This window comes from Paenibacillus oryzae (assembly GCF_001675045.1).
GTDB lineage: Bacteria > Bacillota > Bacilli > Paenibacillales > Paenibacillaceae > Pristimantibacillus > Pristimantibacillus oryzae.
Map to the genome: position 1 here is coordinate 1 of NZ_LYPA01000051.1, position 15,369 is coordinate 15,369.

The following is a 15,369-nucleotide window of genomic DNA, read 5'->3' on the forward strand; positions in this document are numbered from 1 at the left end:
AAATGACTCATTCGGCATCGAGGCCCTTAGTTCCTGTTTGTTCCAAAAATTCACTTAGTAGAGCACCTAAGTAGTAACGATGAATCGTACAAACTGAATTGCACCCACATCAAGCTCATTAGGTGGTATGACTGCGTAATGCTGCTGCTTATGAAGAAAAATTATTTTTTCGCAGTGCGGCTTTTTTAAGCCCAATTCAGAAAAATCAAACAGTTAAAGAAATAATAGGATATACTGGATGGAGAGGTTTTAAGGATAGAGATGAACCTTTAGCAGCGCTTTGGGAGCTTGTAAGCGTATTCGGGAGGTGTTGGCGTGACAGAACCGTTGTTTGACCCGATGAAACACCCTGATTGGATTTCGCCGCAGACAGCAGAGTGGTATTCCAGATTATCATTGGAGACGGGGGAATACAAGTATCCGTGGATGTCTCACTTCGATGAGCTGCGGGCCGAAGATATTTTTGGAGAAACGATAGCTTCTTGCCTGAATAAGGATGCCAGCGTACTGGATGTTGGCTGCGGTCACGGCGACTTTACAACAAGGTTTGCAGATATAGCAAAAGAAGTTGTTGGCATTGACAGTATGGATGGGTACATTGCATCGGCAAAGCGGCAGGCCCCTGATTCTTTGACATTTCTTGTTGTAGATGCACATCAACCTTTGCCTTTTACGAACGCTTCATTTGATGTTATTTATACTAAAAAAGGCCCCTGGTTATTTCATAATGGTATGAATGAGGGGTATCGAATCATAAAATCCGGAGGTATTGCACTGGGACTATACCACTGTGGAACCGACGGAGGGTTTCGAAGTTTGTTTCCAGGCTTGTATTCGCCACTGCCAGATACGCATCTTAAGGATATGAAGGATAAATATGAACAACAGCTTTATGAAAGTGGTTTATTGGATTGCGAATTGAAAATGATTGAAGAGGTGGAGTATTTGGCAAGGCCCGAAGATGTTTTAATAAAAAAATGCTTTGGGCAAAAGGAGTCATTGAAAAAAGTGGTTTGGCAAAAATGCTTGCATCAGGTTGAAGACATTTTTGCTCGCCATGCCGTATCTAAAGGGCTCAGGGTAGTCAATTATCATGTGTTGTTAAGTGGAAAGGCAAAATAGATGCAACAGATGGGGTTGAAGGTATGAAACGGCGAGTTGTTATGACCGTAGGAAAAACGCATAGCGGGAAATCAACTTTTGCGCGAGAGCTGGAAAAACAAATAGATAACTCTATCGTCATTGACCAGGACAACCATGCGGAATTTATTAATACTCATTATTTAAAGCTAAGGCCTGTTGGGGGACCCAATAAGTTTAAATATACTGGTTCGGGAGCTGGGCGAATTGAAAAAAATGAAATCATTATTTGCTTTAACAGTCATCATTACGGCTAGTATTTTTGTAACCAGTTTTGCAATCAGCAAACTTAATGGAGATTCTCTATCGAATGCATTATTTTTATGCGGAATAATCGTTTTGCTAGTCGGTATTTTTTCTTCAATGAGGGGCAGAGCGTTTGGGAATAAATTTGTGCCGAACGAAAGTGAAAATGCCGTGCTTGATCCTGTTGAAGCTGAACGTGAACAGCAAGAAATCAGAGCTCAAGGCACTATTAAATATGTCACTGAAAACAGAACGTTGAATTTCAGTGTTAGACCGTTTGCCATGATCATTTCAGGAGTAATAGGTTTAGTTGCTGCTTATCTTTTGTCTGTGCTTTAACACGTTTAGGGGGAGTTGAGCAATGAATGCGATTTCAAACAATTCCAGACAGGTGGAATATTACACGAATTTGAATCCTATATTTATGTCGATTCAAAACAGGCAGCATGATTACAACTGGCTTCTGACTGATTTGGAGATGAATTGGATGCCTGACGATTTTTTAAGTTATTGCGAACAATGTTATATTCGTGCAGACATAGAGGACCGGAATAACAGATATTTCATTTCCGGGGAAAAGCTGACCAGGCTTACGATGAAGTATGAGATTCAATTTATTTGGGGCGTTTTGACTGGTTTGAAAAAAGAATTACACATTGATTTAAGCAGCATAACGAATTGTCCTGATGCTGAAAATCCGAGTTTATGGAAGCCGGGAGTTAATGTTCAATATCCAGGGGCGGAGCTTGAAATCGTATGTTGGGATTCTACGTCTACATTATTGATAAGCCAGAACAGCTCTATCGTCAATGATTTTAAACTATATTTCTCCGATGCACAGGACTTGGATGAACACATTTCACAGGTTCAATATCCAAAAAGAAACGGAAGGGACTAGACATAATGAACCAGGCTGAACAGATGTGGAAGGCGATTATTCGAAAGGGGCTGCAAAAGGACGCGGACTTTAAAGATAAGCTATTTTTGCAGCCTGGCGCCAGCGAGGAGGAACTTAATCACCTTCAGGAAACCATGAATGTAACCATTCCTAAGGAAATGAAGGAGCTTTACCGAATTCATAACGGCCAGCTATGGGATATCGGGAGTCAATGTTTTGTAGGAAATTTGACGCTTTCCCCCATTTCAGAAATACTAGAAAACTGGCATTTTTTAAATGAAGAATTTGAAGGTGATGAGCTGGAGGCAAGCTTTGACAAGGAAATCAAGCCTTTACTTTGGAATCCCAAATGGCTGCCCATTGCATCTAATGGAGGCGGGGATTATTTGTGCCTGGATATGGACCCGACGGATGAAGGTCAGACGGGGCAAGTGCTCTATTTTTGGCATGATTGGGGCAATCGTTCAGTAAAAGCAAAGAGTTTGTTTGAGTTTATTCAGGGCTGCTTGGAGGAATCGGATACAGAGGATTAGATCATTTGGAGCTACCCTTGGAAGAAACGCTTCAGACTTATAAACCTTTAGAGGAGGTTGAGGAGGTTATGACGGACAATAACAAACAACATGAAACTCAGCAATTAACAGATTATACAGAGGCTCGCAATAAAATGAATCATTCCATGATGGAGGATGCGCAAAGAATTGAAGGGGCGGGCCCACCCCAAAAAACAGATTTTAGAACACTGCCCAAGCCCTTGAGGATATTTGGTTATTGTGTAATGGCCTTATTGGCCGCAATGCTTGTTTTTGGGGTAATGACGGGCTTTATGGATTAGACTGATACTTTGCTAGTCTAGTGGAAAACCTTGGAAGATCATACCGTTGAATTTCGGGAATCCGCCAATTATCAGGAATGGAAAGAGTTGTTTCACCATTTCTATGATCCTTTCCCGACGATCGAGCATTTTAACGGGTCTATTGAATCACGGAGGGAGAAGATGCCATGGTAATGCAGAGTGGCAATGGTGTAATGCAGAATGGTGATGTAGTCATCGGGATTGATGGGGGCGGGACGCATACGCGAGTAATGGTGGCCGATCTGCAAGGAAATGTGCTTTCTTATGTTAAAAAAGGAGCATCTTTTCTGCATAAGGATGCCAACGCCAAACAAAATGTACACCAAGCGATTCAGGAAGCCTTGCAACAGGCGGGCAAAAGCCCATCCCAAGTAAAACAGGTAACGGCAGGAATTGCCGGATACGACTCCCCGTCTGATGAAGAGTGGGTGACATCTTTGACAGCAGTTCCAGGACTTCATTGCCCCAAGGAGCATGTCAATGATACGGTTGTAGCCCATAGCGGAGCGCTTCTCACGAAGCCGGGCATTATCATCATATCCGGAACAGGCTCTAATATCTACGCAGTAACCGAGACCGGGGAACAAATCAGAAATTACGATCTTTGCCATTATGCGGCAAGCGCAGCACGTTTTTTGGCTTACGATGCAACCTTCGAGCTGCTGGCAGGCAATATAGATGAAACGGATCAGGCGCTGGCGGCAGCTATACTTTCACACTGGGAGCAGACCTCTGTTGCAGGCTTGGCAGAGCTGGCCCGTGTCGGTTTTATCGAGGATCAAAGGGAACGAAATCGCAGGTTTGCACAGCTGGCTCCTGTTATTACAGAAGCGGCTTTTCGCAGTAGCCGGTTGGCCCAGACAGTATGCGACCGCGCAATTCATCAGATTGCGGTAGGCATCGAAATGCTTGCCGCATATTTTGCAAGCGAGGAAGTGAAGCTTTCTTTTATTGGCAGCGTCATCAATAGCGATTACTTCCGACAAAGGCTTAGCTCCACCCTGCAAAAGGGCAAAAACAAACAATACCGGATTGTTAACCCAGCATTTTCTCCTGTAGCTGGCGCCGTTTTACAGGCTCTGAGCTATCTTCATATACCCATTCATACAGATGTCCTTCATAATCTCAGTCTTCATCCCTGCTCCAAAATGGGATGATGGGATGCGATTGTAAGAGTGCAGAGCTCATTTGGAGTCCCAGGGCATTAAACAATGGGATGATATTTATCCATCTATGGCGGTAGTTGAAGAGGATTTTCGCAACGAATGCATTTATGTCGCGAAGACAGATGGGGAAGTGGCTGGAGTTGTCTCCTTTGATGATCTTGGCTATAAGGAATATGAGGCTATTGGCTGGAAAAGCAAAAGTACCAAACATGCGATTCTTCATCGACTGTCTGTGCGGCCCCGCTATCAGGGAGGGGCATTGCTCAATTTTTGATGAAGTTTGTACATAACCAGTGTCTCGAACGTGGTTATGGCTCCAGCCGCTTGGATGTGTACAGCGGGAACGAATTGGCGTTTCACTTCTACAAAAAACTTGGATATGAGATTCGCGGAGAAGTAACATTTCCTAGAAGACCCCTGCCATTTTATTGCATGGAAAAGGAACTGAACGTCAATTTAAATGAAGGATCTAATAAAAAGGTTTAGGTTATTTAAACACTATTCACAACAAGTGAAAGGGAGAATGTAAATGAACAGCAGCGATTTTCAAAAGCAGATGGAATTTCTGATCGAGATTGACAAGTTAAAGTCCATCCAGCGCAAAACCAAGCTTATTCATGAAGACCGACTGGAGAATGATGCGGAGCATTCCTGGCATTTGGCGATGATGGCGCTTGTTTTGCAAGGGCATGCCAATAAAGAGGTCAATTTGTTCAAGGTTATCAAGATGTTATTAGTTCATGATCTGGTCGAAATCGATGCCGGAGATACGTTCGCCTATGACGAGCAGGGGCATGCAGACAAAGCGGAGCGTGAGCAAAAGGCCGCTGAACGTATTTTTGGTTTGCTGCCGGAGGAGCAGGCCAAGGAGTTAATGGAGCTATGGGTGGAGTTTGAAGAGAGGGCAACGCCGGAGGCCGCATTTGCTTCATCGCTCGACCGGCTCCAGCCGATCATCCATAATTATCATAATGATGGCGCCAGCTGGAGACAATATGGCATTACAAGCGGTCAGGTTTTAAAGCGTAATGCAGGCATAAATGATGGATCGACAAAGTTATGGTCACACGCGCAGGAGCTTGTACAGCAAGCTGTAGATAAAGGCATTTTGCAGCAATAAAAGGGGGCGTGGGGCGTCTTTTTGTGGCCGTTTATGACCGTTACAGCCTGAAATAGCTGGATTTTTCTTGAATAACGGTCACGCGTGTCCTTTAGCGTCACAAAAATAGTTCATCTGGGCGGGATTTAGCGAGGAACGGACGTCAATGTCCATTACAAATTGAATTTGCATCTAAACCAGCTTCTAACGGTCATCTTTGTCCGCAGCGATGAAGCCGCAAGAACATTCCCTTTTACGAGCGATTCTGAAAGGAGTGATCTGTTTGAAAAAAACAACAAAATGGCTGCTTTGGCTAGTTCCGCTAGTGCTTATTCTTTTATTCGGGCTTGTCTCTATCCCGCAGCATGTCGTTAATTTAAAGCCAGCCGACGTATCACGTATTGTTATTTTTGACGGCAGCACGGGAAGAGAGGTTGAAATAACAGAAGCCCAGGTTATCCGTCATATCGTTACTAATTTAAACGAGGTCACCTTCGAGAGAGGCAAACTGTCGATCGGATATATGGGCTTCCGGTTCAGGACGACACTGTATAACGATGAAGGGAAAGCAATCAAAACCATAACGATTAATTCCGCTGAAGTCATCCGGTATAAGGGCTTTTTCTATACGGCTAATAAGGATAAGCGCATCGATTTTTCATATATTGAAGGGTTGTTCAAGTAATATAGGTTAAGCGTAGAGATGCAGCTTAATGGTAAGGATTAAAGGTAACGATTAAAGCTAAAGAGTGCAGAAGCCAGTTACAGCAAAATTACAGCATGCAGGCATCGGATGCGGCAGAAGTCCCGACCGCTGCGGAGCGGGTATCGCGAACGCGAACATTGCTGCTGTATACGCCGGAATCGCTGCTAAGCTTGAAGGAAGGATAATTAGGCTCTGCATCCAGCTTCATCTGCTGCTCCAGATTAAATTGCTGCTTAGCGTCTACATAAAACGGAGACAGATTGGTTTCAATCGCAACATCCAGCGGGTCTGGTTTATCGACAATAAGAATAACGATGATGCCATTGCAGCCGCAGCCTTCTGTGTCATAAAAAATTTTGAAGCTGCCGGCTTGATCATTCAGGTGTTCAGTCAAACGGTTTGCGGCTAGCTCTGTGATGTGCAGTTGCATGTTGATGCACTCCTTTTTTTACTTTTATAGTAATAAGTATAGCACTTTCGGAAAAACGATTCCTGCCCCTTTATGGCGACAGGGGTCGTTTTTTGCTGAAGGCTGGAAATTCAGGAAATCCAAGGGCTTTCGGGCTTCGGGAAGGCCGGCAAGATCGTAAAGAAAAGAACAGGAATAGTAAAAATCTTTAATTTTCTATTCCGTCCGCCTGTCTTATCATCTAGTTAAGAAAGTGAGTTTAGACGGGAAGGAGCGATGTTTGTGCGGTAATATAGCTTGATTTTGGACTTGCGGAGTCAGGAGTCAGGCAGAGGTAAGGGGTTATTACATTTTAAAATAGGGGTGAATAAGTTGAAGCACTATGTTAAACGTTCCATCTTGTCTGCACTTGCGTTGCTGCTCATGATGCCGGCAATAGTTGTAAGCGCTTCCGAATCTACGGGAGGAGTTCAGCTCCAAGCAACGGCAACTTCTGTTTCGCCGCTTTTCAACTGGACGTTCGAGCAGCAGCAGGTCAATCAATCTTTGGTAGCCAACAATGAAAATCCGGCGGATGCAGCCGATAGCGCTGAATTGAAGGGTACTGCAACCATTGTCAACGATACGCAGCGGGGTCAGGTGCTTTCCTTGCCCGGCGGAGCAAACGGCACAGCCTGGCTGAAGCTGCCCAATCATCTGTACGGAGAAATTACCGATGAGCTGACGCTGTCGGTGTGGGCTAATATTGACCAAGCGTCCAGCGGCTACACGCGTTTGTTCTCCTCTACCATTTCGCAAAAAGGCTTGACCAATAGCGGAATTAACGGATGGCAGGACCCTGAGTTTATTGTTATCGCAGGTGGCAGCGGCGCGTCGTTCAACAACCGGATCTATTACGGGACCAACCCGAGTCAAATATCCAGCTACAAGGGCGATATATCGTGGTCCAGCAGCCCGACGCGCAACAAGTGGCAGCAAGTTACTATTACGCTAAAAAGCGACGGGGCCTACCAGTTGTACATCGACGGTCAACAGGTGAGCAGCCAGGTTGCTGTCGGAAACAATACGACTTCGGGCGCAACGATGGCTTCCATTATGGAGCGCTTGTTCAACCCGGATTATTTGGCAGCGCTGCAATTCAACGATTTTGGCCGTTCTCTCTATACTTCGGATCGCGATATTGCGGGTAAATTCGATGATATTCGTCTATATAACGTAAGCCTGACAGCCGAGCAGGTCGCTGGGCTGTATGACGAAACGAAGCATGAGGTCGGCCAAGCATCGCCGGCCAAAATCAACGTCAATCTGGCTGATCGTTCCCTGGGGCAGGTATTCCACGGCTCGGCAGGCGCGCTTTATGCGATCAGTGAGCCAAACGTGCCGGACATTAATACACTGCTTCCAATCAAGCCTTCCCATATTTCGCAGAAGGCGCCTAACGGCATTCAGCATCCGACGGGCGATGCGCTGAGGGTTGCCGATTATTTCTTTGAAGCCGGCGGGGAAGCCGTCAACATCGTGATGCAGGATTACTATCAGCACTGGTATTATCCGTCCAGAACGCCGGAGGAGTATATCAACGAGGCCATTATTCCGGTCACAACAGCTGTTAAAGCGTTTAAGGACCAGTGGAAGCTGGACAATCCCGGGAAGGATGTAGACGCCAAATTCATCTATATCCCGTTCAACGAGCCTGAACAAAACAATACCCGTTATCCTCAGATGCTGGCGGATAACCAGACAGGCAAGGCTTCAAGAGCCGTGTTCAACAGCGACTGGCTGGCCGTCACCAAAAAAATCCGGGAAATCGACCCCGGAGCGGTCATTTCGGGACCCAATTTGACTCAATATGGTTCCCGCCTGTTCGATGATTTTATTCCATATTGCGTTGAAAATGATTGCCTGCCTGAAATTATTAGCTGGCATATGCTGTGGGACGAAGCCTTTAATGCGGCATCTTGGGCCGTCGGCACCTTCCGCAGTGTAGAGGAGCTGTCCAAAGCACGCTACGCGGAGCTTTATCCGGATCGTCCGTCTCCGTTCCCGATCAAGGTAGATATTAACGAATACGCACAAACAACGGAAATTGCCGTCGGCGGATCGCTGGTTCAATACATCGCCCGCTACGACGAGCTGAAAATGAACAGCATGCTGCCTTACTGGAATACAGCCAATTCCTACGGCTCGCTGCTCGCCGGCCAAAATGAACCAAACGGCGCATGGTGGCTGTACAAATGGTACGCCGACATGATGGGCGGCGATATGGCCAAGGTGAGCGTTGTTCAAGCCAACAATGAGAATGACGCTTATGGCCCGGGCTTATACGGCCTGTCGTCGATTCAGGATAACAAAAAGCAGGTTTCGATGGCCTTTGGCGGCACACAGGGCGATGGCAAAATCGTCTTTAACAACGTAACGGGAAATGCGCAAAGCCCTTCGTTTTTAGCGGGCTCCTCGCAGGTGCATGTCACCGTATGGCATGCGGGCTATACCGGCCTGACCGGCTTCCTGGTTGAGCCAACCAAAATTATGGATCGCAATCTTCCGGTGCAAAACGGCTCCGTAACGCTGGATGTCAAATTTGACGACTATACATCCGCTTATTTTGCCGTCATTACTCCGGCTGTGGACAGCAACAATGATGAGGTCTGGTTCAGCCGCTATGAAGCGGAAAATGCAAGCGTGAAAACAGATGTTGTTACGACTAGTTTGTATCCTAAGCGGAGCTATGGCCGCACCGCATCGAACGGCGAGATTGTGGAAGGCATCAAAAATGCGAATAGTCTGGTGAAGTGGACGAATATTACAGTGCCGGACGATGGCAGCTACCGTCTGGATTTGATCGGTGGCAGCGGCTCGACGGCGAGCATGCGCAACCAGGCCAATACAGGCAACTCCAATCAGCGCGTCAATTCGGAATGGTACGTTAAGGTTGATAACGAGCCTGCCCAAAAGCTTGTGCTGCGCGCCGATTACAGCATGCATCACCTGGGCGGCAATACGACATTTGTTAACCTGACAAAAGGAACGCATGCCATCAGCATCAGCAAGTACAATCCTGATACGGGCGAGGCAGGCCAAGGCGAATCCTCGCTGGATGCCATCGAGCTGACATATAATGGAGAGCTGGGCGCAAAACCGAACTATACGGTGGAAGCAGAGTTTTCGGAATATGACGCAGATAAGGGGCTTTCGCGCGGAGCGGGCATTGCCGGATTCCAGAGCGCTGGATATGTTACCGGATATGGTCAGCAAGCCGATGCCAATACCCGCTTTGTTGTCAGTGTGCTGGATGATGGAATGTATGATGTGACGCTGCGGTACGCCTCCACGGGCGATGGCGCAATCAAGCTGAGTCATGACCGCAAGCCTGTCACAGATATTGAAGTTACGGGCACAAATGGTCAATGGCAGGATGCCACTGTGCGGATGTTCCTGCGGACCGGCATCAATTTGCTTGACGTGAAGTCAAGCGCGCCGCTTAGCCTTGATTATGTACACGCTGTATATGCAGGAAAGACGCCAATGCTGTCTATTGAGGCAGAGGACGCTCATATCGTTGGCGCGCCGGCCGGCTCAGAACTGCCATTGATCCGCGAAGACGCCTTTGCCAAATATGCATCCGGCGGCAAATATGTAAGCGGCATTACCTCCTATGACGGGGCGGAGCGTTATCTGGAGCTGCAAAATATTATCGTTCCGCGTGATGGCGTATACAAGATGGTTGTCACTTATGCCAACGGCGAAAGCTCGGGAACGCATGCCTACAACAATGATGTGGTTGAGCGTTACGCGCAGATCAGCATCAATGGCGAAGCTCCGCAAACGGTTTATTTCAAAAATACGATTTCGTGGCAGCAATATGCAACACAGACGATTGACGTAGAGCTGAAAGCGGGAAGCAACACCATCCGCTTCTCCAACAACAATACGTATGACGGCGGCTCCAACGCATATGGCGGCTCGTCATACCCGTTTAATCAATTTACGCATGTGCCGCGCCAATATACGCCGGCATTCGACCGCTTTGACTTCTATTCGCAGCAGGCAATTGCCGAACTGCCTGCCGGCGCGTCGCTGTCGGGGCCCGAAACGGTCCGTGCGGGCCAGTCTCTGGGTCTGACTTATGCGCTGAACGGCATCCAGCAGGAGGTGCTGGCTCAGGATATTACAATGGCGTATGATCCGGCGAAGCTGGAGTATGTAGGAATTGTTTCAAAGGATGAAAGCAAATTTATCGTAGCGGATACAAAGGAAAACGCAGAAGAAGGCACGATCCGCTTCCTGGCCGTTCAATTGGGCGCTGCCCAGGCCGATCCTAACGGTTTGTTGGCTGATGTAATGTTCAAGACAAAGGATAATGCAGCTAACGGAATAACCAGCATTCCGATCACCCGTGCGATTATTGCCGACAGCCAGGGCAATGAAACAACGATTGCAGGAAATACGTATCAGGTTCGCATCGATGTTGTGGACCGCAGCGAGCTTGGCAATCTGATCTCGACCGCCCAAGCGCTCCATGACGCTGCAGTTGAGGGCTACCGGATCGGGCAATATCCATCCGGCTCCAAGGCGGCGCTGAAGGCAGCCATCGATCAGGCCAGCATCGTATTCAATCAGGCTAATGCAACTGCCCAGGAGCTTCAGGCTGCTTATGCCGCGCTGAACACTGCTGTACAGGCATTCCGAAATGCCGTAATTACTTCTGTTGAAGGCGATGTAACCGGCGATGACAAGCTGACTGTTGGCGATCTGGCCGTTGTGGCCAAAGCCTATGGCATGACCTCTTCTAGCGCAGGCTGGGATGCAGTCAAGCATCATGACCGGAACAACGACGGCAAAATCGACATTCAGGATTTGGTATGGCTGGCAACTCGCATTTTGAACTGGTAGTTTGTGAGAGGAGAAGGCTGCTTCGGCCGCCTTTTCCTTGCTCTTATTGGATTAGAATGTATGGCAGGCCGCTGCCGGGAGGCGGCGGCTCTCTTGCTCACCTTGCTTGGGAAAGGACGAAGAAACAACATGACTTCAAATGTCTTTCGGTTAATAATATGCTTCGCACTCATGTTGGGCATTGCGCAACCCTTGGCTCAAGCGGCGGAGTCTCATCCGCAATTTAACGTGAAAGCATCGAAGGAGCATGGAATTGAGACGGGCTCGGAGCTGACGATTACAGTGCGCGGCGAAGCCTTGCAGGATATGTTTGGATACGAGCTCGTAATGGAGTATGACCGGGAGCGGCTGGTTTTTCTCCGTGCCGCAAGTTTGCAGACTCCGGGGTACAGGGTTACTCCGCAAGAGAAGAACGGCGAGATCGTATTCGCCTTTACGAAGGTTGGCGCTTCCACGGCGGCTATTAGCGGAGCGGCTGATCTTGCATCCTTCACATTCCGGGCTTCAGGCGAGGGGGAGGCTTATGTGTCCCTTGTTAAGGCGAAGGCTGTCAAAAAGGATGCAACAGCGCTGGAGTATGCGCCGCTTGCCCGTGTGGAGCTGGACATTTCGGCCTCTACGCTGCCTGAGCCTGTAATCTCCTTCCCGGATGTGCCAGAGGAGCATTGGGCCAAGGAAGCAATTGATCGCGCCGTCACGCTAGGAATCGTCAAAGGTTATGCCGACGGCACCTTTAAGCCCCAGAAGCCGGTTACTCGCGCCGAGTTTGTTACGATGCTTGTACGCGCGCTTCAGCCGCGAAATCCTTTGATTTCGGATAAAGCAGCCTTTACGGACGAGGCGGAGATAGGAGAATGGGCGAGAGCGGAGGTTGGCCTTGCAGTTGGAAACGGCTGGATTAACGGCTTTAGCGATGGATCATTCCGTCCGGGCCGCCAGATTACAAGGTCCGAGATGACAACCATTGCGGCAAGAGCGCTTGGTCTGGCAGTGACGGGAGAGGAACGGAGCGAAAGCGGCATGGAGAGCTTTTCGGATTGGAGCCGTGTCCCTGCGTGGGCCAAACCTGCGTTTGCTGCAGCGGTAGAGAAGGGACTTATTCAGGGCAGAGGCGGGAACCGCCTTGCGCCGGAGGAGCCAACTAATCGCGCAGAATCCATTGTATTGATTTTGCGGCTGTTGGATTATTCAGCGGGAGTTCAGGCGGGCCAATGAATGTCAGGTTAGACAAAGGGGAATTGCGAACATGAATAAAACAAACAAAGCGGCAATTTGCAGCGGCGTCCTCCTGGTGCTGGGACTTGCCCTTTTGCTCCCGCCGATGCCGGGTTATGCCGGGCAAGAGACGATGAACAAGAAGACATCGATGAGTCCGATTGCAGAGGAAACGGTCTCTATGATAGGCACGGGTACGGATGAAGGGGAGGAGCTGCCGCAGCTCGCTGAGCAGCCTTCCCCGGAAGCGCCAGCGGAGGAGGAGACGGAAGAAGCGGAAAGCCTGGAAAACCCAGAAAACCCAGAAAACCCAGAAAACCCAGGAAAGCCTGAAGACACAGACAATCCGGGAAACCCGGAAAACCCGGGCAACACGGAAAATCCAGAAAATCCGGATGTTGAGCTTCCTGGGGCAATAGAAAACGAGGCGGAGCTTAGTGCAGAAAACAGCCTCGCTGAGGATGTAAATCGGGACGGTCAGCTGTCGGTCGCCGATTTGGCTATGCTTGCGGCTTGGCTTGGAGCCGGGGAGGAGCATCCCGATTGGCCGCAGCTTCAAGGAGCTGACCTGGACGGCAATGGTATTATTGATGAGCAGGATTTAATGCTCCTTAGCAGGGCTATTCTTTCCGCTACCGATTAACGACACAGCAATTCCAAACCGTAAATTGAAAAAAGCAAGCTCCAGTATCGGCCGATAAAACGGTCTTCCTGGAGCTTGTTTTTTTGTCACGAACCAGCTAAAAGAAGCGTGATAGCTCCCTATTGTGTAAAAGCCGTCAATGTGCTGTTGTTTCCGGGTTTGTTCACTAACGAGCTTGCTCTATTGCGTCCGACAGTTGTTTATAGAGCGCTTCGGTATTGGCTGGCAGCTCGTCATTATAGTAGATGACTTCGTCAGCCAGCTCGATTTTTATAAAGGGAGGATTATTTCTAAACAAATACAGCCTAGCCTTGCCGACCTCTTGTAAACGGAAATGGCCTCTCAAATGTTTATTGGTGGCTTCGCCGTTGCTCTTGCTTCCTTTTGGAACGGTATCCGTCAACGAAATTTCTTTCACGTCGTCCAGATTAAAGGTGTAGGAATACATGGGATATTTAATGTCTACGATTTGATTATCGGTCAGTTTTAGAGTAGGAGGAATCAGCTCCGAACGAATAAGCATAAAAGAAACTCCAAAAACGACGGAAAGCAACAAACCAACAACCCCTCCCATAATTAGCTTGCCAGCCAACGTTCCCGTATTAATCGTTTCCCCTACGCCGACCCTTTTGGGGACAAGCAGGCTTTTGTCATGGGGATTGTGATACGTGAAGCCATTAGCCCAATATTCATCGTCATTGCTGTAAACCGGATTGTTTTCTAATTGGAGCAGCTCGGTTCTGGCATTGGCCAAACGCCGATAGACCGTAATAATAAGCACGATCGGGAACAGGGAAAAAAGAATAATAAGCGGCAGCCAAATCGCATTTAATGCTTCTGTTTCATTTAACGATAAGAAGCCAATAAAAACCTGCTGTACATTCATGAAAAAAGCCATCGTCAGTAAAAGAAAAGAAATGGAACGGCGTTTCATTTGATTCAGAGCCAGATTTGTTTCAGAACGCTTGCTGTAAATCGTAGACTTGCTGCGGCGCAGCATTAGTACGATACTTAAGAACAATAAGGTCAAAATGACGGAAACAATGCCCAAAATGTAAAGCTGATCATCCTGTGAGCCGAACCAGATCAAAATACCGATGGAGAAGGATAATGGAATAACGAACCATAACGGTGAAGGAGCTGTTTGATTTTTGAGCTGGGCAGCGCGTAAATCGGCATGAATGACTTTTCGTTCGCCAACAAACCATTCCTCCCGGCGTTTCAGGGCTAAAGTGGCGGCGAAGGTTTTACGGTAAAGGATCAAAATCCAGATAAAAGCTGTGTGCGACCAGAACATAAAATAAACCGTCTGATATGAAAAAAAGTTATACAGGGCGGGAATGGGAATAAACAAAATCAGCAGCCAGAGCATTGTTTTTTTAAAGGTGCTCCGGTACCTGGCTTGAATAGCCTTTATATCGGCGTGTTCTAATGCATGGGGCGGTAAAGCGATAGAAAAAAGAAGGCCATTTTTATAGCTGCCAATTGAACGGTACGTAAAGAAAAGCACAAGATATATAATTAATGCAGGGAACAGCAATACAAAAGTCAGCATGGTTATCACCCTCAATTGTGTAGTATGTGCATTTTGTTGTAGATGGCGGAGCAAAGCTTGTGAAAGGAATCCGCTGTTAGGCCTTGCAGAGCGGCCTCAGCAACCATAAGCTCCAGCTTTTGTTCCAGCTGCTCCGAAGGGGCGGCCGAGGTCTGCTTTTTGAATGGCAAGCTTACCTTGGCGCCATGACGGCGATCAATAACCAGATATCCTTCTTGCTTAAGAAGGGCGTAGGCTTTATTCACGGTCATGTTGTTAATGCCTAGCTCATCGGCCAACTGGCGGACGGTTGGCAGCTTTTCCTCCGGCTGAAGCAGACCCTTGGCAATACCGAGGATAATTTCATTGCGAAGCTGCTCATAAAGCGGCACCTCGCTCTCGAGCTTGAGGGATATAAGCATTAAAATCACCCTCTCATTTAAGTATTGTTTGTATTATATATAGTAATACAAATAATACTTAGGTGCAAGGTTGAAAAAGAGGACGAAGTCATCAACTGTTTCTTCGTTCCCATTTAATAAGGCTGGCTGTGCCTTCGAAGGG

14 protein-coding genes and 2 pseudogenes are annotated in these 15,369 nt (G+C 47.8%); 13 read left to right on the top strand and 3 right to left on the bottom strand.

Features of this window, described 5'->3' with window-relative positions; translation table 11 throughout:
• The first annotated feature begins 315 nt into the window (after positions 1-315).
• The 10 genes and pseudogenes from A7K91_RS10705 (at position 316) to A7K91_RS10750 (ending at position 6,090) form a co-directional block, all read left to right on the top strand.
• Positions 316-1,122: a class I SAM-dependent methyltransferase gene (locus tag A7K91_RS10705; RefSeq protein WP_068682472.1), complete on the top strand. Its 807-nt coding sequence runs from the start codon at positions 316-318 to the stop codon at positions 1,120-1,122.
• A gap of 23 nt (positions 1,123-1,145) precedes the next feature.
• Positions 1,146-1,325 (top strand): annotated as a pseudogene (locus A7K91_RS26005) (ATP-binding protein); the annotation flags it as partial.
• Positions 1,326-1,347: 22 nt separating this feature from the next.
• Positions 1,348-1,725 (top strand): hypothetical protein, encoded by a 378-nt coding sequence (locus A7K91_RS10710; protein ID WP_068682474.1) that lies wholly within the window; start codon positions 1,348-1,350, stop codon positions 1,723-1,725.
• A 22-nt stretch (positions 1,726-1,747) separates the two neighbouring features.
• Positions 1,748-2,284, top strand: coding sequence for a hypothetical protein (locus tag A7K91_RS10715; RefSeq protein ID WP_068682476.1), 537 nt, complete (start codon positions 1,748-1,750; stop codon positions 2,282-2,284).
• A 5-nt stretch (positions 2,285-2,289) separates the two neighbouring features.
• On the top strand, positions 2,290-2,817 hold the full coding sequence (locus A7K91_RS10720; protein ID WP_245697415.1) for an SMI1/KNR4 family protein: 528 nt from the start codon (positions 2,290-2,292) through the stop codon (positions 2,815-2,817).
• Between the two features lie 68 nt (positions 2,818-2,885).
• Positions 2,886-3,119 carry a hypothetical protein gene (locus A7K91_RS10725; RefSeq protein WP_068682596.1) on the top strand — a complete coding sequence of 78 codons (234 nt, stop codon included), beginning with the start codon at positions 2,886-2,888 and terminating at the stop codon, positions 3,117-3,119.
• Positions 3,120-3,286: 167 nt separating this feature from the next.
• Positions 3,287-4,297, top strand: a complete 1,011-nt coding sequence (locus A7K91_RS10730; protein ID WP_245697416.1) for an N-acetylglucosamine kinase — start codon at positions 3,287-3,289, stop codon at positions 4,295-4,297.
• Positions 4,298-4,373: 76 nt separating this feature from the next.
• Positions 4,374-4,792 (top strand): annotated as a pseudogene (locus A7K91_RS27445) (GNAT family N-acetyltransferase).
• 43 nt (positions 4,793-4,835) lie between these two features.
• Complete coding sequence (locus tag A7K91_RS10745) at positions 4,836-5,426, top strand: HD domain-containing protein (protein WP_068682482.1); 591 nt, start codon at positions 4,836-4,838, stop codon at positions 5,424-5,426.
• Positions 5,427-5,679: 253 nt separating this feature from the next.
• Positions 5,680-6,090 carry a hypothetical protein gene (locus A7K91_RS10750; RefSeq protein WP_425415656.1) on the top strand — a complete coding sequence of 137 codons (411 nt, stop codon included), beginning with the start codon at positions 5,680-5,682 and terminating at the stop codon, positions 6,088-6,090.
• A gap of 88 nt (positions 6,091-6,178) precedes the next feature.
• On the opposite strand, the gene A7K91_RS10755 is transcribed toward A7K91_RS10750, so the two are convergent.
• Complete coding sequence (locus A7K91_RS10755; protein ID WP_082967378.1) at positions 6,179-6,541, bottom strand: iron-sulfur cluster biosynthesis family protein; 363 nt, start codon at positions 6,539-6,541, stop codon at positions 6,179-6,181.
• Positions 6,542-6,892: 351 nt separating this feature from the next.
• Between A7K91_RS10755 and A7K91_RS10760 the strand changes: the two genes are divergently transcribed.
• From A7K91_RS10760 to A7K91_RS10770, 3 genes are all read left to right on the top strand, one after another.
• Positions 6,893-11,413 (top strand): cohesin domain-containing protein, encoded by a 4,521-nt coding sequence (locus A7K91_RS10760; protein ID WP_068682488.1) that lies wholly within the window; start codon positions 6,893-6,895, stop codon positions 11,411-11,413.
• A gap of 171 nt (positions 11,414-11,584) precedes the next feature.
• Positions 11,585-12,628, top strand: a complete 1,044-nt coding sequence (locus A7K91_RS10765; RefSeq protein ID WP_169833400.1) for an S-layer homology domain-containing protein — start codon at positions 11,585-11,587, stop codon at positions 12,626-12,628.
• A gap of 31 nt (positions 12,629-12,659) precedes the next feature.
• The gene (locus tag A7K91_RS10770; RefSeq protein WP_068682493.1) at positions 12,660-13,271 is read left to right on the top strand and encodes a dockerin type I repeat-containing protein; all 612 of its coding nucleotides are present in this window, start codon (positions 12,660-12,662) and stop codon (positions 13,269-13,271) included.
• Positions 13,272-13,437: 166 nt separating this feature from the next.
• On the opposite strand, the gene A7K91_RS10775 is transcribed toward A7K91_RS10770, so the two are convergent.
• Complete coding sequence (locus tag A7K91_RS10775; RefSeq protein WP_068682495.1) at positions 13,438-14,826, bottom strand: DUF5808 domain-containing protein; 1,389 nt, start codon at positions 14,824-14,826, stop codon at positions 13,438-13,440.
• A gap of 11 nt (positions 14,827-14,837) precedes the next feature.
• Complete coding sequence (locus A7K91_RS10780) at positions 14,838-15,227, bottom strand: GntR family transcriptional regulator (RefSeq protein ID WP_068682498.1); 390 nt, start codon at positions 15,225-15,227, stop codon at positions 14,838-14,840.
• Positions 15,228-15,369: the final 142 nt, after the last annotated feature.